Source organism: Buchnera aphidicola (assembly GCF_900128725.1).
Taxonomy (GTDB): domain Bacteria; phylum Pseudomonadota; class Gammaproteobacteria; order Enterobacterales; family Enterobacteriaceae; genus Buchnera_F; species Buchnera_F aphidicola_K.
The window spans coordinates 32,130-50,627 of the sequence record NZ_LT667500.1 but is presented as its reverse complement, the minus strand read 5'-3'; the positions used below and the strand labels follow the sequence as shown (position 1 = coordinate 50,627).

The 18,498-nt window shown below is 28.9% G+C and carries 13 protein-coding genes and 6 tRNA genes; 11 read left to right on the top strand and 8 right to left on the bottom strand.

The genetic code is table 11. The features are described from left to right. Positions 1-75: 75 nt before the first annotated feature. Positions 76-1,491 carry a glutamate--tRNA ligase gene (gene gltX, locus CINFORN2912_RS00210; protein ID WP_075433661.1) on the bottom strand — a complete coding sequence of 472 codons (1,416 nt, stop codon included), beginning with the start codon at positions 1,489-1,491 and terminating at the stop codon, positions 76-78. A gap of 155 nt (positions 1,492-1,646) precedes the next feature. On the opposite strand from gltX, the gene CINFORN2912_RS00205 reads away from it, so the two are divergent. Both CINFORN2912_RS00205 and CINFORN2912_RS00200 read left to right on the top strand, forming a co-directional pair. Then, positions 1,647-1,722: transfer RNA gene (locus tag CINFORN2912_RS00205), tRNA-Val, on the top strand. Positions 1,723-1,739: 17 nt separating this feature from the next. Continuing rightward, positions 1,740-1,812: transfer RNA gene (locus CINFORN2912_RS00200), tRNA-Lys, on the top strand. Positions 1,813-1,862: 50 nt separating this feature from the next. Here CINFORN2912_RS00200 and ligA read toward each other — a convergent pair. The 3 genes from ligA to tsaD form a co-directional block, all read right to left on the bottom strand. Then, positions 1,863-3,635, bottom strand: coding sequence for an NAD-dependent DNA ligase LigA (ligA, locus tag CINFORN2912_RS00195; RefSeq protein ID WP_075433660.1), 1,773 nt, complete (start codon positions 3,633-3,635; stop codon positions 1,863-1,865). Positions 3,636-4,259: 624 nt separating this feature from the next. Continuing rightward, complete coding sequence (locus CINFORN2912_RS00190) at positions 4,260-5,483, bottom strand: CCA-adding protein (RefSeq protein ID WP_075434217.1); 1,224 nt, start codon at positions 5,481-5,483, stop codon at positions 4,260-4,262. A 188-nt stretch (positions 5,484-5,671) separates the two neighbouring features. Next, on the bottom strand, positions 5,672-6,703 hold the full coding sequence (gene tsaD, locus CINFORN2912_RS00185) for a tRNA (adenosine(37)-N6)-threonylcarbamoyltransferase complex transferase subunit TsaD (protein WP_075433659.1): 1,032 nt from the start codon (positions 6,701-6,703) through the stop codon (positions 5,672-5,674). A gap of 222 nt (positions 6,704-6,925) precedes the next feature. On the opposite strand from tsaD, the gene rpsU reads away from it, so the two are divergent. The 3 genes from rpsU to rpoD all read left to right on the top strand — a co-directional run bounded on the left by rpsU (position 6,926) and on the right by rpoD (position 11,015). Beyond that, entirely contained in the window at positions 6,926-7,141 is a 216-nt protein-coding gene (gene rpsU / locus CINFORN2912_RS00180; protein ID WP_075433658.1) for a 30S ribosomal protein S21, read from the top strand. Between the two features lie 94 nt (positions 7,142-7,235). Continuing rightward, the gene (dnaG, locus tag CINFORN2912_RS00175; protein ID WP_075433657.1) at positions 7,236-8,990 is read left to right on the top strand and encodes a DNA primase; all 1,755 of its coding nucleotides are present in this window, start codon (positions 7,236-7,238) and stop codon (positions 8,988-8,990) included. A 180-nt stretch (positions 8,991-9,170) separates the two neighbouring features. Then, positions 9,171-11,015: an RNA polymerase sigma factor RpoD gene (gene rpoD / locus CINFORN2912_RS00170; protein WP_075433656.1), complete on the top strand. Its 1,845-nt coding sequence runs from the start codon at positions 9,171-9,173 to the stop codon at positions 11,013-11,015. 572 nt (positions 11,016-11,587) lie between these two features. Here rpoD and argH read toward each other — a convergent pair. The 4 genes from argH to CINFORN2912_RS00150 all read right to left on the bottom strand — a co-directional run bounded on the left by argH (position 11,588) and on the right by CINFORN2912_RS00150 (position 16,150). Then, positions 11,588-12,973: an argininosuccinate lyase gene (gene argH, locus CINFORN2912_RS00165; protein ID WP_075433655.1), complete on the bottom strand. Its 1,386-nt coding sequence runs from the start codon at positions 12,971-12,973 to the stop codon at positions 11,588-11,590. Positions 12,974-13,019: 46 nt separating this feature from the next. After that, complete coding sequence (locus tag CINFORN2912_RS00160; protein ID WP_075433654.1) at positions 13,020-14,234, bottom strand: argininosuccinate synthase; 1,215 nt, start codon at positions 14,232-14,234, stop codon at positions 13,020-13,022. A 26-nt stretch (positions 14,235-14,260) separates the two neighbouring features. Beyond that, the gene (locus tag CINFORN2912_RS00155) at positions 14,261-15,055 is read right to left on the bottom strand and encodes a hypothetical protein (protein WP_075433653.1); all 795 of its coding nucleotides are present in this window, start codon (positions 15,053-15,055) and stop codon (positions 14,261-14,263) included. A 213-nt stretch (positions 15,056-15,268) separates the two neighbouring features. Further along, on the bottom strand, positions 15,269-16,150 hold the full coding sequence (locus CINFORN2912_RS00150) for a methylenetetrahydrofolate reductase (protein ID WP_075433652.1): 882 nt from the start codon (positions 16,148-16,150) through the stop codon (positions 15,269-15,271). A 764-nt stretch (positions 16,151-16,914) separates the two neighbouring features. Here CINFORN2912_RS00150 and CINFORN2912_RS00145 point away from each other — a divergent pair. The 6 genes from CINFORN2912_RS00145 (at position 16,915) to nusG (ending at position 18,478) form a co-directional block, all read left to right on the top strand. After that, positions 16,915-16,987, top strand: a tRNA-Thr gene (locus CINFORN2912_RS00145). Positions 16,988-16,994: 7 nt separating this feature from the next. Next, positions 16,995-17,076 (top strand) — tRNA-Tyr (locus tag CINFORN2912_RS00140). Between the two features lie 3 nt (positions 17,077-17,079). Beyond that, positions 17,080-17,151 (top strand) — tRNA-Gly (locus CINFORN2912_RS00135). A 53-nt stretch (positions 17,152-17,204) separates the two neighbouring features. Then, a tRNA-Thr gene (locus CINFORN2912_RS00130) sits at positions 17,205-17,278 on the top strand. Positions 17,279-17,554: 276 nt separating this feature from the next. Then, complete coding sequence (secE, locus tag CINFORN2912_RS02145; RefSeq protein ID WP_075433651.1) at positions 17,555-17,932, top strand: preprotein translocase subunit SecE; 378 nt, start codon at positions 17,555-17,557, stop codon at positions 17,930-17,932. 3 nt (positions 17,933-17,935) lie between these two features. Further along, positions 17,936-18,478 carry a transcription termination/antitermination protein NusG gene (gene nusG, locus CINFORN2912_RS00120; protein WP_075433650.1) on the top strand — a complete coding sequence of 181 codons (543 nt, stop codon included), beginning with the start codon at positions 17,936-17,938 and terminating at the stop codon, positions 18,476-18,478. The last annotated feature ends 20 nt before the right edge of the window (positions 18,479-18,498 follow it).

Sequence of the window (18,498 nt, the reverse complement as noted above, 5' to 3'; positions counted from 1 at the left end):
CGCAGATTAACAATACATTGATTTGCATTAACAAGATTAAATATACATCATTATTATTGATAATGATGTATATATTTAAACTGAAAGCTTATGCTTCATATACCTAATACAATTATTAATACGAGATAAGACTAGGCGCTTTCCTATATAAAAAACTATAGAAGAAATGTTAGGGGTATTTTTTTGTCCAGTTATACTAATTCTCAGCAAAATTGCCATGTCTTTAAATAATAAATTAAACTTTAATGCAGATTGTTTTATTGCTAATGAAATATTGTTTGTGTCCCATATTTTTAATAAAAAAAATTGCTTATACAAGTAAGTTAAAATCTTTATGTTCATTACACTAACATATAACTGAATATCTTTGACATCATCTGGATATATATCTGTATAAAAATAATAATTTAATCGTAAAAATTCCTCAAAAGTGTTATGATGAAACAAAAAATTTTTTAATAAACTCTTCGTATCTATTGTCTTGTCTAAAATAATATTCTTACGCATCAAGTATAAATCAAAATAAGAGTTTACCTTCTCAATTGGTAAGATTTTTAAATAATGATGATTTAACCACAATAATTTTTTTTCATTAATAACGCTAGGAGCCCTATTAATAGATTTTAAATCAAATAATTCTATCATTTCTGCAATAGAAAAAATTTCTTTATCCTTATAAGACCAGCCTAGCCGTAAAATATAATTTAATATTGCCTCTGGAATAAACCCTTCTTGAAAATATTTTGTAACGCTCATTACATGATTTCGTTTAGATAATTTTTTCCCCCGAGCATCTAAAATCATTGATGCATGCGCATAAATAGGAATTGGGGCATCCAATGCTCTTAGTAAATTAATCTGTCTAGAGGTATTATTAATATGATCCTCTCCTCGGATAACATGAGTGATATTCATTTGCCAGTCATCGACAATTACACAGAAATTATAAGTGGGCATTCCATTAGATCGCTGAAGAATTAAATCATCTAATTCTTTATTTTGAACACATACACTTCCTCTCACTTGATCAATAAACTCTACAAAACCTGTGTTAGGATTTTTAAAACGGATCACGTACGGCACATTAGATTTTTTAAAAGAAAAATGACAATTACGACATTTTTGGTCATATTTAGGTTTTTCTTTTTTTAATATTTGACGATTTCTCAATAACTCTAGACGCTCTGGAGAACAATAACATTTATATGCTTTACCTTTTCTTAATAAATATTTAATCATATCTTGATATATTTTTAATCGGTGGCTCTGATAAAAAGGCCCCTCATCCCATAATAATTCTAAATTTTTTAATCCGGATAAAATATCATGAACAGAATCTTTATTGACTCGTTTATCATCTGTATCTTCAATACGTAAAATAAATGACCCGCTATTTTGACGAGCAAATAACCATGAATATAAAGCGGTTCGTACACCGCCTATATGTAAAAAACCTGTCGGACTAGGAGAAAATCTTGTTTTAACTTTCATATGCACGCTCTCGGTTTAAAAAAATTAATATTATTAAAACTGTAAAAACCCTCATAATCGAATATTTATATATTTTTAACTGAAGGAGCGATTATGTATTAAATATGTATTGACGGATAGTCCGTCTAATCATATAATATAACATGAGATTAAAAGGGTGATTAGCTCAGGTGGCAGAGCGTCTCCTTTACACGGAGAGGGTCGGCGGTTCAAATCCGTCATCACCTACCAGAAATATATATTCCATCGGGTCGTTAGCTCAGCCGGTAGAGCAGTTGACTTTTAATCAATTGGTCGCAGGTTCAAATCCTGCACGACCCAAAAACTATAAAAACTATGTCAGCATACTTCATTCAGCATATTCTTTTACCTCATCTAGGTATATAAAAAATCTTTAATATCCCAATTAATTGAAAAATAATATTTTTGTTATTTTTGTTTTCTATAAAATTTATTATTGAATTCGCAATATTTGGGCCAACTCCGCTAATTATAGATAAATCGTGATAATTAGTTTTCAAAAAACTTTCAACTAACTGATAATGATTTGCTAGACGCTTCGAAATAGATGCGCCTACATTTAAAATACCCAACGAACAAATAAATTTATCTAATGATACGTTTTTAGAGCAAGAAATATTATGAATAATTTTTTTTGATAATTTAGAACCTATTCCTGGTATTAGCGTTAACGTGTTTATAGTTAAAGTAAAAAAATCTACTGGAGTAGATAAACAACCATGATTAATTAATTTAATAATATTTTTTTTACCTAAACCAGTAATATTAATTCCGCGTTTAGAAGCAAAATAAATTAATCGCCTGAAATTCTGTTCGGGGCATGAGAAGCTGGACGGACAAAAATAAGATACGGGGTCATTAAGGCGTACTAGAGGGGTTCTGCAAGATAGACACCTGGACGGAAAATTAATTTTTTGAGCTGACGAATTTCTCTTATGAACTAAAATATTTCTAATCTTAGGAATAACGTCTCCTGCGCGGTATACATTCACGTAATCGTTAATATATATATCTAGTTTTTCTATCATACCCATGTTATGCAAAGAAGCTTTACGAACCTTTACACCAGAAATTCTAATAGGTAAAAAATGAGCTATCGGGGTAATAACACCTGTTCTGCCAATCTGAAAAGAAATGTTAATAATTTTTGTTTCTACATCCATAGCTGTAAATTTTAAAGCTATAGCCCATCGGGGATATTTTTCTACACAGCCTAAATATTCCTGCAATAAAATCGAATCGACTTTGACGACAATGCCATCAATTTCAAAATCTAATTTTGACCTATTAATGCATGCGCGATGATAAAAATTTAAAATATCCTTAATTTGATTACACCGTATATATTGCTTGTGTATTGGAAAACCCCATTGTTGTAATTTAGTTAACCTATCGTAATGACTGTCAAGTTGTATATCGGTACGAAATAATCCATACCCATATGTAAAAAACATCAATTTTCTTTTTTTAGTAACTTCTGGATTGAGTTGTCGCAAAGAGCCTGCAGCGGCATTGCGGGGATTCGAAAAAACTTTTTGACCACTTAATACACGAGACTGGTTTAAGAAACCAAAATCAGATTTTCTCATAAATACTTCTCCACGTACCTCTAGTCTCTTAGGAATATTACTTCCGACAATTTTTCTGGGTATGGAAGGAATTGCAAAAATATTTTTTGTAATATCTTCTCCCACATACCCATCGCCTCTGGTAGCTGCAGATACTAAATGGCCCTGTTCATAAAATAAATTAACGGCCAATCCATCAAACTTGAAATCACAATAATATTCAATATTCTGAATGTTATTCAATCGTTTTTTTATTCGTTTATCAAAAAGTATTAAATGGGGAATTTTATTTGAACTTTCTAAAGAAAGCATAGGCTTTCTATGTTTATGTTCAGAAAAAATATATAATTTTTTGCTACCAATTTCTGTTTCTAATGATTGTGGCAAATTTAAAGAATTAATTTCTTTATATTTCTGTTCCAATTGAACTAATCGATGATATATCTTATCATACATCAGATCTGAAATAATCGGAGAATCGAGTGTATAATACATATAATTGTGGTACCGTATCTGCGATCGTAATTTTATAATTTTATCATAAATTGATTTCATCAAAAACCTATAAAAAATAATTTAAAAAACAATAAATAATTATTTTATTTTTAATTATCCAAAAAATAGAGTGCATTACTTGTACATAAAATGAAACTGTTTAGAAAAAATATCAAATAAAAAATATTTAGAAAAATATCATGCGTTTTTCGCACCGATAACTTAAACTGTATTAAAAAACACTTCAGTCGTTATAAAATTATTATTAATTCTCTTAATAAGCTCTTTGTTACTTTTTCTCATCAATACCTTGCTTCAGTTCTTTGAAAATACCTTTTAAAAAACTACCTAACATCTTATACTCTGATAATATTCTTTTATAAAAATATATTGCAAGAAAATATACAAACTCTTAATATTGAATTATATAAAAAAAATATTTACATATATTTTGTAATGAACTTTTGTTCATAATATTTAATGTAAATATAAGATGAATTTTTAAGAAACGCTATTTATATACAGATAAAAGCAATAAAAAAAATAATAAGCTTATTGGCTTCTAAAAAAGAGAATTATTTTTAAAAAACCTTACCATTAAACAGTAATAAAAACAATAAAACATAATAATTATGAAAAATTTTTCTATATATTAACCCTATAAACTATCAAAGAGTATATGTTTTACCTTTTTCTCCATTGCTTTAAAAGTTTCACTCTCAAACGATATAACTCGTTTCTTATTTTGATACCCTGAAAAGCATTTTTGACTTTAAATGAATGAATAGATACATCCTTTACAATAAAAAACATAGACTGCAATAATCGACCTAATAAAATATGATTCTTGATTTTTTTATAAACTCCGATTGAATAAAAATTTAAATACTTTAATTGATCTACTCTCTTTGGATTTCGCCAAACATCAATAATATTAAAAAAATTAATTATTAACTCCGAGCTTTGATGTTCAATAGTTTGTAAAAAATTATGAAAGCCACATAGAGCAAATGATAATCTCTGTGTTTCTAATGGAGCCCTTAATCTTTTTAATAAACTTCGTAAAAAACAAACCGGTTTATCATCAAAAAAAGTATTCTGTATCTTAAATATTGAAATATAATAAATATGGCTAAAAAACTGTAAAAAATAAGATAACCTTATATGTATATTGCTAGTAAACTTGGAAATTCTAGACAACTCCATAAAGCTGTATTTTATAATAGAAAGGCGTCGGGCATTATAATTAAATATATAACAGTTATTTATAAAAAAATTTATTTCTGGGAATAAATATATTAAAGCATTACAGCGATGTAATACCTGGAAATATACATGAGGACGAGAAACACTTAAACCTTTACAAGTTTCCCTCCACACCCTTTCAGGAGTTAAATATAATAACTCTCCACTATTGCATATCTTTTTCATCAAGCATAATGTTTTATGAGCAATATAAAAACCTAGATTCGATAAAGCAGCCGCAAACCGAGCAACCCTTAAGACTCTTAACGGATCTTCTTTAAAAGAATCCGAAATATGTCGTAAGACTCTGTTTTTTAAATCTTGTTGACCATTAAATAAATCAATAATTTTACCATTTTCATCTTGGGCAATAGCATTTATAGTTAAATCCCGCCTAATTAAATCTTCCTTTAAAGTAATCTTAGGAGAAAAATTAAATAAAAAACCCGAATATCCTACTCCGCTTTTTTTTTCTGTTCTAGCTAAAGCATATTCTTCATGCGTAACCGGATGTATAAAAACAGGAAAATCTCGACCTACCTGCTGATATTTTTGTTGTAACATTTTTTTAGGGGTAGAACCAACAACAACCCAGTCGCGATCATTTGCTGGAAAACCTAATAAACGATCTCGTATATAACCCCCTACCAAGTAAATTTTCAAAACCGCATCCATTTTAAATAAAAAATAAAAGAAATATTCGTGTATGTAACAGAAACCTCATCACAAAAGATCATGAATATGAGCATAAGGAATTAATAGTTTTTCATCAAGAAGCAAATCTTGTTTTTTTAATTATACTATATAATATCTGTATATATAATCCAATCTGCGCTAAAAAAAATAAAAAATTAAATTATTGTTTCATTAATCAACAAATTAGGATTCACGACAATAGTAGGGTGACGACAAAAAACCCCTGATTTATACTTTAAAAAGCCTGTATAGGCAATCATTGCCGCATTATCAGTACAAAATTTTTTTTTAGGAAAAAAACACTTCCCCCCATAAGATTGAATTAAATTTTTTATTCTTTTTCTCAACAAGTGATTAGCACTTACTCCTCCGCAAACTAAAAAATTTTTTAAGTTGGTTTTCTGAATAGCTAATTCACATTTGACAATTAATGTCTCGACTATTGCTTCTTCAAGAGACCTCGCTATATTTGATTTTTCCTGTAAAGATTTTGAACTATTTAAAATTATTTTCCTTACATGCGTTTTTAATCCAGAAAAACTGAAATTTAAACTAGCATATTTAGTCATCGGGCGGGGAAAAATATATTTTCTAGATTGACCATTTTGAGCTAAATCTGATAACTTTTTTCCACCAGGAAACCCTAAATCTAGTAATTTTGCCGTGTAATCAAATACATTGCCTGCAGAATCATCACGGGTATTTCCTAAAATTATATATTGACCCAAACTCTGCGCACAAATTAATTGCGTATTCGCTCCCGAAACCAATAAAACCAAACAAGGAAAAGGATCTTCTAAAGAAGATAGCATTACAGATAATAAGTGTCCTTCCAGGTGATTGATAAAAATACACGGAATATTCAGCGCTAAAGATATTGATCCAGCTATTGTCGCTCCTACTAACAATGAACTAGCAAGACCCGGCCCAATAGTGTATGCGATGGCATGAAAACCATTGTTGTTAACATTAGTATTTTGTTTCAAGGGATATTTAAGAAAAATTTTTTTAATCAAAAATAATAATTGATTTAAATGAGATCGAGCCGCTAATTCAGGGACTATTCCCTTAAACTTGGCGTGAACGTGATTTTGATGTAAGGTTGAATGAAAAACCAATCCACGTTGTTCGTCATAAATAGCTACTGAAGTATCGTCGCAAGATGTTTCTATACCCAATATACGCATAACTATTCCGCAAATAAGATTAGTATAATAAAAATTTATTTAATAGCGACCATTGAACTCATAATTTATCTGATCTAAATATGATATAATTATAAAAATAAAAACTTTTATACTCATAAAAAAGATAAAAATAACCTATATACACTATATACTAACATTTATATGGTTATCTTAACATATAAAACAATAATTTAAAAAAATATACTTCTCATGGAAAACACTATGCCGATAATTAAAATTAGAGACAACGAACCCTTCGATGTAGCGTTAAGACGATTCAAGCGATCCTGTGAAAAAGCTGGTATACTATCAGAAATAAGAAGAAGAGAATTTTATGAAAAACCTACTACAGAACGAAAAAGAGCCAAAGCTTCTGCGATAAAGAGATTATCAAAAAAACTAGCGCGCGAAACATCAAAACGCATACGCATGTACTAATAAATAACAGTTCCTATATTCTAAAATACTGAGACCGTATATTTTTCATAATAATAGCGGTCAACAGATTAAAAATATATGATAATTAAAAAAAATGTATAAAAAAATTCCTCAAAACTTTATTCATGAGCTAATAGAGAGAACCGATATAGTTGAACTAATTAGCAGTTATATTACCTTACACAAAACCGGTAATAACCATAAAGCATTATGCCCGTTTCATCAAGAAAAAACACCTTCGTTTATAGTAAGCTCAGAAAAACAATTTTTTTATTGCTTTGGATGCCAAATACATGGAAATTCCATAGACTTCTTGATGAAATACGAAAAATTAAACTTTATAAAAAGCATTACTACACTAGCAGAATTACATGGAATAAAAGTACTAAAAAATAATAATGACCGCGAATTAGAAAAAAAATATATTTATAAAAAAAATATTTATCTTATTTTGAATGAAATAAAAAAAATTTATAAAAAAAACTTATTTGTTAAACCAAACGCAGCATATCAATACCTCAGACAACGCGGTATTAAAAAAAAAATAATGAAAAAGTTTTCTTTAGGGTTTGCGACGTCAGATCACTACCAAATTACAAATTATATTCAAAAAAAAAGCAAAAATCAATCAGTCATAATAGATTGCGGCGTGAGCGTTACGCGCACACATAAAACACCGTACGATCTATTCAAAGAAAGAATTATTTTTCCCATTAGAGACAAGTATGGAAAAACCTTAGGATTTGGAGGCAGGGCTTTTAACAAACAAATATATCCTAAATATATAAATTCATCCGAAACAATTACTTTTCATAAAAAAAATAACCTGTATGGCATATATGAACTATATTGTAAAAACCCTAAGCCCAAACAAATACTGGTAGTCGAGGGATATTTAGACGTCATTACATTAGCCCAGTTTAATATAAATAATTCAGTTGCAGTATTAGGAAGCACGGTAACTAAAAACCAAATAAAACAATTATTTCAAACCAGTCAACAAATCATATTTTGTTTTGATGGTGATGACGCTGGAAAAAAAGCAAACTGGATTGCACTAAATTTATCTCTATCCTTTTTATATGACTATCAAACGATCCACTTTATCTTGCTGCCCAAAAATGAAGATCCAAGTAGCTTATTAGTTAAAGAAGGTCGAGATAAATTTAAAAAAAGAATTAAATCAGCTGAATCATTATATTCGTTTTTATTCGCTATGATTTCTGATAAAATAAACTTAAATACTATTCAGGGTTGCATTAAACTTAGTAATCTTGCTGTTCCTTTAATAAAAAAAATTCCTAACAAAATAATACAAATTTATTTAAGAAATATGCTCGGCAAAAAAATTGGTATCTCTGACAAATATCAATTACATGAACTTCTTTCTATAACTCCAAATACACCGAGCCTTAATAAAAGCAAACCAATTAAAATTACTACTATGAGACTATTAGTGAGTTTAATAATACAAAACCCGGAATTAGCTCAAAAAATTAAAGATATTGATAAAATAAAAAAACTTAACGTTATAGGAAAAACAATTTTTCTTGAATTAATACAGTTAATTATTCAAAAAAAAATTTTAAAAACAGGACATTTGATTGAGTTTTATAGACATACTAGATGGGAAAAAATATTTAACTATTTGAGTACCTGGGATCATATGATTTCGCAATGTGAAGTAAATCACATATTTAAGGAGCTGGTAAATAATCTAAAAATACAACATTTAGAAAATCAATATCAAGCACTAATAGATTTAGAAAAAAAAAACGGATTACTACTAGTAGAAAAAAAAAAATTATGGAATATTAATAAAAAATTAATGAAACATAAAAATATTTAATCCCTGCAAGTCTAAAAGCACATACGACTTCTTCATCCAGGTAAATGCTTGTCTAATAAAATAAACAGCAACTTGATTTAAAAAAATATTTATATAATTCTCTTTAAACATACTATAATTTTAAAATATAGTATTTTTTTTTAAAAAGCAAATTAATTAAATATCAACGGATATCGTTTTATGAAAAAAAAAAACAAATCGCAGTTAAAATTACTTGTCTCTCACGGAAAAGAAAAGGGGTATTTAACATACTCGGAAGTACACGATCACTTACCTGGAAAATTTGTTGGTTCTGATCAAATTAAAAAAATCATACAAATGATAAAAAGTTTAGGTATTCAAGTTGTAGAAGAAGCAAGAGAGGTAGAAGAACTAATTATCAATGAAGTCCCTGCAGACACAGAGGAAGATACAGTAGAAGCGGCGAGTCAGGTTTTATCTCACGTAGAAACTGAATTAGGTAGAACCACGGATCCAGTAAGAATGTATATGCGGGAGATGGGATCAGTAGAGCTGCTAACTCGAGAGGGGGAAATAAAAATAGCTAAAAGAATTGAGGCAGGCATTAGCCTGGTACAAAGCTCAGTGTCCGAATACCCTGAGACAATCTTGTATCTAATAGAGCAATATGATCGCGTTCAATTAGGAGAAATAAGATTATCAGAATTAATTATTGGTTTTATAGATTCCGATCTAGAAAAAAAATTACCTCATTTAGAAGAAGAAATATTTCTCAATATATCCGATGACAGCAACACAGAAAACCCATTAAACTTAAATCAAACAGAAACATCCGTAGACGATTATCATTCCATTGACCCCGAGTTAGCTAAAAGGAAATTTGAAGCATTAAAAAAACAATATTATATTACACATCACACTCTACGTACTAAAAAAAGAGATCATATTAAATCCATACAAGCCATCCATGAATTATCAGAAATATTCAAACAATTTCGACTAGCTCCGAAACAATTTAAGTATCTAGTATCAAATATGAGAAAAATCATCCACAAAGTAAGGCTACAAGAACGACGCGTCATGAGCTTATGTGTAGAGACATGTAAAGTACCTAAAAAAATTTTTTTAAAGATCTTTCAAGGCAACGAAATAAATCAAAAACAATTTTTTTTAGTGATTAAAAAAAAAAAACTTTGGTCTGAAAAAATAGATAAATCAAAAAAAAATATATCAAACGGTATGAAAAATTTACGAGCTCTTGAAAAAAAAACAGGATTAACAATCCAGCAAATCAAAGCTATCAATCGACGCATTTCTTTAGGAGAAGAAAGAGCTAAGCGTGCAAAAAAAGAAATGGTAGAAGCTAATTTAAGGTTGGTGATATCAATCGCAAAAAAATATACTAACCGCGGATTACAGTTTTTAGACTTAATCCAAGAAGGTAATATTGGGTTAATGAAAGCTGTTGATAAGTTCGAGTATCGACGAGGATATAAGTTCTCTACTTATGCTACCTGGTGGATACGTCAAGCCATTACTAGATCAATAGCTGATCAAGCTCGGACCATACGAATTCCTGTTCATATGATTGAAACGATTAATAAACTAAATAGAATATCTAGACAGATGCTGCAAGAAATAGGAAGAGAGCCTACTCCAGAAGAACTATCAGAAAAAATGTTAATCCCGGAAGAAAAGATTAGAAAAGTATTAAAAATTGCCAAAGAACCAATTTCCATGGAAACCCCGGTTGGAGAAGATAATGACGCGCATCTGGGCGATTTTATCGAAGACACAAACTTAGAATTGCCATTAGAATCAGCTACTTCAGAGAGCCTAAAAGCCATAACCAATAATGTGCTCGCTAGTTTAACAGAAAGAGAGGCAAAAGTACTACGGATGAGGTTTGGAATTGATATGAATACTGATCATACTTTAGAGGAAGTCGGAAAACAATTTGATGTGACTCGTGAAAGAATACGTCAAATTGAAGCTAAAGCATTACGAAAACTACGTCACCCGAGTCGTTCAGAGATATTAAAAGGATTCTTAGACAACTCGTAACAAGAAGTAATAGCTAAAGCTGATGAATAATAACTAATAAAAAAAATAATAAATCCCTAAAATCGTTACCAACGAATGCTTTACAAATAAGCACCACACTAAAACGTATTAATATCCATCGTACAACCTATACCAAAAATTAAATTTTCTTTCAAGAACTAAATATTTAAATAGGCATGACATATATTTAACAAATTTTTTTAATAAAAAAATATTTTCAACCTGAATCGTATCATACATATAAAAAATATTTATTTTTTAAATAAAAATTTAATCTACTAATTAACCGTAATGCACAAAAAAGAAAAATAACTCTACTATTGAGGGCATTAATAAAACATTCATTATATAAAAAAATTAAAAATTTTTATCTATGTAACTTTTCAGAACATTAAATGATAAATAATACTAGATTTTTACAGCTCTCGTATAAATAAATAGATTGTATTTTTCATAAAAAACATCTTCTGTGCTAGACATGTATTTAAATTTAAAATATCACGCGATATAAAAAATATCGCGTGATTGATAAAATACTATTACCACGCAATATAATTATACCCAATATATTTTTATGAATATAAATCACGTAAACGATTTTTTACGGTATTTAACGCCTTATTAACCTGTAAACAAGAAACTCCTCCAATAACGTTTCTCTTTTCTAGACAAGAGTCCAATGTTAGACACTGATATACATCCTGATTAATAAGAGAACAATATTTTTGTAAATCAGACAAATCTAATTGCTCTATATATTTATTGCGACTAATCGCTTCCATTACAACTCTGCCTACAATATGATGAGAATCCCTAAATGATATCCCTTTAGTTACCAAGTAATCCGCTAGTTCAGTAGCGTTACTGTAGCCTTCTTGAGCTAATTGCCTGCTGCGTAACTTATTTAGTTTCATATTACTTAATACTATACTACTCATCTCTAGACACGCAATCCAATTATCGACCCCGTGAAATAAATGTTTTTTATCTTCTTGAAAATCTTTATTATAAGATAAAGGTAAACCTTTTAATAAAGTTAACATAGCAAATAATGTACCATATACACCGCTGCATTTCCCGCGAATCAACTCTAAAATATCTGGATTTTTCTTTTGAGGCATTAATGAAGACCCGGAAGTGATCGAGTCTGATAATTCGATAAAATTTGCCTCTCCGGAATTATAAAAAATTAAATCTTCAGAAAATCTAGACAAATGCATCATACTAGCTGATGCTGCATACAAGAGGTCAATAATAAAATCCCGATCAGATACGCTGTCTAATGCATTTTCGGTAGGTTTTGCAAATCCCATCATTGATGCTAATTTTTGTCTGTCAACATCCCAAGACGTACCTGCAATCGCCCCTGATCCCAAAGGGGAGCTATTTAAACGTTTTTGTGCTTCTAATATACGTAATCGATCTCTTTCCAGCATTTCAATATAAGCTAAACACCAATATGAGAATGTAATGGGCTGAGCTTTTTGTAAATGAGTATACCCTGGAATAACGGCGTCTTTATACAAATAAGCGATATTTAAAAAATTACTCTGAAGATCAACAATTTTTTTATGAATTTTGATAGATTTTCTTTTACACCATAACTTTAAATCAGTCGCAATTTGATCATTACGGCTTCTTCCGGTATATAATTTTTTTCCTACATCACCTAATTGTTTAATCAAAACCGTTTCTATCCAACTATGAATATCCTCTTCTTCTGAAGATATTATTTGACTGAAATCATTAATATATTTTTTTAGAATCCAGCGCAGCGTTTTTTCTATTAACTCTTGCTCCTGATGAGTTAATATATTAGAAGTCACTAATATTTTTGACCATGCGATTGAGGATTTAATATCATCTTTCAACAACCGATAATCTATACTTAACGAATTATTAAATTTTTTAAATTGTACATTAGATGCTTTAGTAAATCTTCCACCCCAAAGAGACATATGATTACCTCAAAAAATCACGAATAAATACTTCTTGTATATGTTGTTATTTTTTGCTTTTTAATGCGCGAATACGTGACGATAAAGAAAATAAACGAATAAAACCATGAGCATCTGTTTGACTATATACATTGTCTTTACTAAAGGTCGCGTATTCTTCTGAATATAATGCATTTGGCGATCTTTTTTGTAAAATATTTACTGACCCTTTATATACCTCTACAACCACTTCTCCTGAAATATCAGCAGATAATACATCAGAGGCCGCTTGAAGAGACTTACGTACAGGAGTAAACCATTTACCATCATATATTACAGACGACATATCTAATGCAATTTTATTTTTCCAATACATGCTTTCTCGATCAAGTATTAACTGCTCTAACGCCCTTAAAGCCTGGTATATAATTGTCCCTCCTGGAGTTTCATAGCAACCTCTTGATTTCATACCTACTAAACGGTTTTCTACAATATCAATGCGTCCAATAGCGTGCCTTCTACCTATTTTATTTAACTGCTTCAGGCATGTATAGGGACTAACCGGTTTATGATTAATTTCTATAACACAACCTTTTTCAATATATAAGTGTATTTTTTCTGACTCATTAGGAGCTTCATGAGGGCTGTTTGTCCATACCCAACAATGATTTTCGGGGGCGCGCCAGGTATCTTCTAAAACCCCTCCTTCTGTTGAAACATGAAATATATTTTCATCTCGACTATAAATTTTTTCTTTAGTAACACTGGTAACAATATTTTTCTTCTTTAGATACTCCAATAGATCTTCTCTAGACCGAAACCTCCATTCCCTCCAGGGAGCAATAACCAGCAAAGAAGGATCTAAAGCAGAATATGCGCATTCAAAACGAACTTGATCATTTCCTTTCCCTGTCGCTCCATGGCTTAATCCGATAGCATGGATTGTATGAGCAAAATCTACCTGAGCCTTAGCTATTAAAGGCCTTGCAATAGCTGTTCCTAACAAATAACGCCCTTCATATATAGCTCCTACTTTTAGCATAGGAAACACGTAATTTTTTACAAAAGAATCCCTTAAGTCAGCAATGTAGCAATCAGAAGCTCCAGAAGAAATAGCTTTTTCTTTAATATTTTTCAGATCTTTGCGAGATTGACCTATATCAGCTACAAAAGCTACTACATTAAGTTGATAATTCTCTTTAATCCACGGTATAATAGCTGAAGTATCTAAACCGCCGGAATAAGCTAAAACAACTGAGTTCTTTACATTTTTACTTTTCATTAAATTTTTTTATATACCTTTTTATTTTATTCTATAACTCTCGTGCCAGATGATTTGCCTTGAAATAAATCTGCTATATTATTTATATTATGCCAACTAGCAATTTCAACCGATTTTTTTAGTAATCTTAAAACTACGGACGCAGCCTGTACTTTAGTAATCATGCCGTTTGAAACTACCCCAGAACAAATTAGATTATTGATTTGTTTGCTAGAGATAGTTTTAATACATTGACCTTTATTATTTAATACAGCGCTCACATCCGTTAAAAAAATTAGACGACAATTAAATATAATAGCCAATATTGCTGCAACAATATCAGAGTCAATATGAAAAATATTACCTTTAGTGTCTATACCCAAAGAACATATGAACGGGGTAATATGTTTTTTTAGCAACGCTTTAATCAATTCTGAGTATTTTAATATTGGTAATTCATTTTTTTTTAAAAAAGATCTAGTAATATCTATATCGAAACAAGAATCAATTAATTTGCTAAAAAAATCTGATAATAAGCACCCCTGTCCAAAAATATTATATTTCCTAGACCAAGCTAATAAACGAATATTTACTAAATTAGGTAAAACGGAATATAAAATCTTTTTAGTATTTAGTTGGGTCACTGATAAAAAATTTTTATCTGCATCCAAGCCGTTAACTCGATTAAAAAGCTCATGGCCAAAAGAAGCGGCACCATTAACAAATATAACCTTTTGTCTAGTTAATCGTTTATGGCGACTGAGTTCTTTAAATAAACGTTTTACGGCATCATTATTATTTAATAAAATACCGCCTATTTTAATAATCAATAAACTTTCCATTATTAAAGCCTTATTTGGAAATACATCAATAGTAAAGACATATCAAATATATTGCTTCAAAATTTTTCTATATGTTATACAAACCTTGATGATAAGAATATAAAAAATAGAAACAACATATAACGCATATATATTTAGTAAAAACAATAAATAATGCATGCGCGATTATTAAAAATAATAAAAATTTTACATTATAGCGACAGAACCTAAAAATTAAACTAAACCTAGTCTTTGACAAATTTGTAAACTTAAGTATGACTGATTTAATGTATATAAATGAAAACATGTCACGCCTTGGCGATATAAACTAATAATTAAGTTCATAGCAATTCCTACACTTAAGTTCTGACATTGCTCAAGATCATTTTTATTTTTCTCAAACGCATCAAAAATCCACCGAGGAATATAAACTCGAGTCATAGCAGCAAATTTTTTTAACTGATCAATATTTAATATAGGTAATATACCTGGTATTAAGTCTATCTCTATTCCAAAGCTTAAACACGAATCTCGAAAACTAAGAAATTTATCAATACTGAAGAAAAATTGAGTAATAGCTTTTTTCGCACCTACGTGAATTTTATTTTTTAAATTTATTAAATCTTCTTGTAAACTACGTGATTCCGGATGTATTTCAGGATATGCTGCAACTAATATTTCAAAATTATTGACAGATTTTAACAACTTAATTAAGTCTACTGCATATATAATATTATTAGAATACTGATTTGGTAAGTCTCCTCTTAACGCAATAATTTTCTTAACTCCGCATTTCCAATACTTTGCAGCAATCTCTTTTATTGTGACTTCATCAAATCCAATAGAAGTCAAGTGAGCACATACTGGAGAATTAATTAAAGAACGTATTTTTTTAATGACAGAAAATGTTTTATAGCGATTTTCAGGATGAGTGCTATTGGTCACTGAAAAAAATTCAGGATAACAAGAATTTAATACCTGAACTGAATTAAATAACTTTTTTTCTAAAAAAATATCTTTTGGCGGGAAAACTTCAAAAGAAATTTTTATTTTATTTTTTAAATTATATGATTCAGTATTATATATTCCGTGATCATTATTAATTATTGTTACCATATATATATCCTAAATATAGTTACCAAATATAGCCTAGCGATAAATCAAAAAACATATAATGTTGTAACTATTTAGTAATGACTCGTCTATACAATTAAAGTAATATTTTATTTTCGTTATCTTTATTTGAAACCAAATTATATACAATATAATATTAGTTATCATACAAATATAAAAACAAATATTTTAGAAAAATGAAAAACAAGCTCAATAGCTGAGATAAGTAACTGAAAAACAAATACTAAACAAATTTATAAACACTTGTGAATAAAAAACTATAAAAATTCAATACAAAAAAATAATAAAGCAAAAAATACCTTCATATAAATAGTATTGATAACTAACGAATTTATTTAAAAAAAACTATTTTTCATTAGTATAACATTTATTAAAAGATTAAAAAACTGAAAACTATAGCACTAAACTAATATTATTAAAATCATCAGCTAATTCATTTTCTACAAATATATTAGTCTTTTGTACTTAAAATAAAATTTTATTAATTTATATAAAACATCCAGTTTATATAAAAAATAAGCTCTTGTCGTAATAGAACAATCAACATTAAAAAAAATTTTATTTTCATAAAAAATATGTTATTCTAAAGAAATCAATAATTGTTAAAAAATAATTTGTTGACTTTTAATATTATAAATATATATAATATAATATATTATTATATATTTTATTAAAATAATAATCAAAAAAAAGTTAATTCAATTTTTTTTAATTATCTTGATTATTGGCTCTATAATAGAACAAAAGCCGGCTTAGCTCAGCAGGTAGAGCAACTGACTTGTAATCAGTAGGTCACCAGTTCAATTCCGGTAGCCGGCAAAAAAGAGGTGGGGTTCCCGAGTGGTTAAAGGGAGCAGACTGTAAATCTGCCGTCATTGACTTCGAAGGTTCGAATCCTTCTCCCACCAACTGCGGGCATCGTATAAAGGACATTACCTCAGCCTTCCAAGCTGATGATGCGGGTTCAATTCCCGCTGACCGCTTAATGTATAAAAATGTCTAATAGACATCTATCATTAATCATTCTAATTATACTGCTGATATAGCTTAGTTCGGTAGAGCACATCCTTGGTATGGATGAGGTCCCTAGTTCAAATCTAGGTATCAGCAAAAAAGATATTTTAAATTATATTCGCTTAGAAAAAAAATAATTTAACTTCACTTATTTAACAAGCATTAAAAAACTCTAAACAATACTTTCTTCCTTGATTATTTCAAACAATCTAATGTATATCTATTAATATTATTAAATATATCGTTAAAAAGATTTAACTATTTTGCTTGTTATCTAGGGATACAGTGATCGTAACTAATTTAGAGTAAAGAAAATAACAAACTTTATCAGTAGCTTTTAAAAATTTTTCTTTTATCAGAGAACCGAAAATTATGCATATATATACTACATATATGAATCATATAAAACAAATAAAATGGTTTTGCATAATTACAATATGTTTATCAATAACATTAATTCATTTTTTTTTTATTAAAGAACTTTCTATTCTCAAAAAAATCATATTTTTTTGTTTATTTGGGACAATATTATTAAATATATTTTTTCGAACTAATATAGGCAAAAACACTCTATCCTATATAAAAAGTATTAAATCAGAATTATCTAATATTATTTGGCCAAATTACATAGAAACAACAAAAACCACTGGCATCGTATTATTTTTAATAATATTAACAACTATATTTTTATGGATATTAGACGGAATTATACTGCATATAATATCTCAAATACTTATATCGAGGCTATAAAAATTGTGTGTAGATAAAAAAAAATGGTATGTTATTCAAGCTTTTTCAGGTTTTGAAAATCAGGTCGCTCAATCCATACAAAATAATGAAAAAATAAAAAAAATGAACGATATATTTGGACAAGTGATTGTTCCTTCTGAAGAAGTCATTGAAATAAGAAAAGGTAAACGTAAAAAAAGTGATTATAAATTTTTTCCAGGATATATTTTAATTCATATGATTATGAATAATAATAGCTGGCATTTAATTAGAAGCTTGCCTAAAGTCTTAGGTTTTATAGGTAATTCATCCGAAAAACCAACTCCTATTAGCGATCGTGAAATAAATTTTATTATACAAAAACTAAAAAAAATTGGAGATAAACCTAGACCTAAAAAAATGTTTGAACCAGGAGAAAATGTACGCGTTAAAGATGGTCCATTCTCAGATTTTAACGGTATTGTAGAAACCGTCGATTATGAAAAAAATAGATTAAAAGTTTCCGTGTCTATATTTGGACGCTCTACCCCTGTTGAACTAGATTTTCGGCAAGTAGAAAAGTACTAATAGCGCTTTACAGAAAAATA

What these genes read in the sequence shown, in the direction of transcription:
- CINFORN2912_RS00160 (WP_075433654.1), bottom strand. Translation starts at nt 14,234, where the DNA reads ATGAAAAGTAAAAATGTAAAGAACTCAGTTGTTTTAGCTTATTCCGGC.
- CINFORN2912_RS00150 (WP_075433652.1), bottom strand. Translation starts at nt 16,150, where the DNA reads ATGGTAACAATAATTAATAATGATCACGGAATATATAATACTGAATCA.
- dnaG (WP_075433657.1), top strand. Translation starts at nt 7,236, where the DNA reads ATGTATAAAAAAATTCCTCAAAACTTTATTCATGAGCTAATAGAGAGA.
- rpoD (WP_075433656.1), top strand. Translation starts at nt 9,171, where the DNA reads ATGAAAAAAAAAAACAAATCGCAGTTAAAATTACTTGTCTCTCACGGA.
- gltX (WP_075433661.1), bottom strand. Translation starts at nt 1,491, where the DNA reads ATGAAAGTTAAAACAAGATTTTCTCCTAGTCCGACAGGTTTTTTACAT.
- ligA (WP_075433660.1), bottom strand. Translation starts at nt 3,635, where the DNA reads ATGAAATCAATTTATGATAAAATTATAAAATTACGATCGCAGATACGG.
- rpsU (WP_075433658.1), top strand. Translation starts at nt 6,926, where the DNA reads ATGCCGATAATTAAAATTAGAGACAACGAACCCTTCGATGTAGCGTTA.
- argH (WP_075433655.1), bottom strand. Translation starts at nt 12,973, where the DNA reads ATGTCTCTTTGGGGTGGAAGATTTACTAAAGCATCTAATGTACAATTT.
- CINFORN2912_RS00155 (WP_075433653.1), bottom strand. Translation starts at nt 15,055, where the DNA reads ATGGAAAGTTTATTGATTATTAAAATAGGCGGTATTTTATTAAATAAT.
- tsaD (WP_075433659.1), bottom strand. Translation starts at nt 6,703, where the DNA reads ATGCGTATATTGGGTATAGAAACATCTTGCGACGATACTTCAGTAGCT.
- secE (WP_075433651.1), top strand. Translation starts at nt 17,555, where the DNA reads ATGCATATATATACTACATATATGAATCATATAAAACAAATAAAATGG.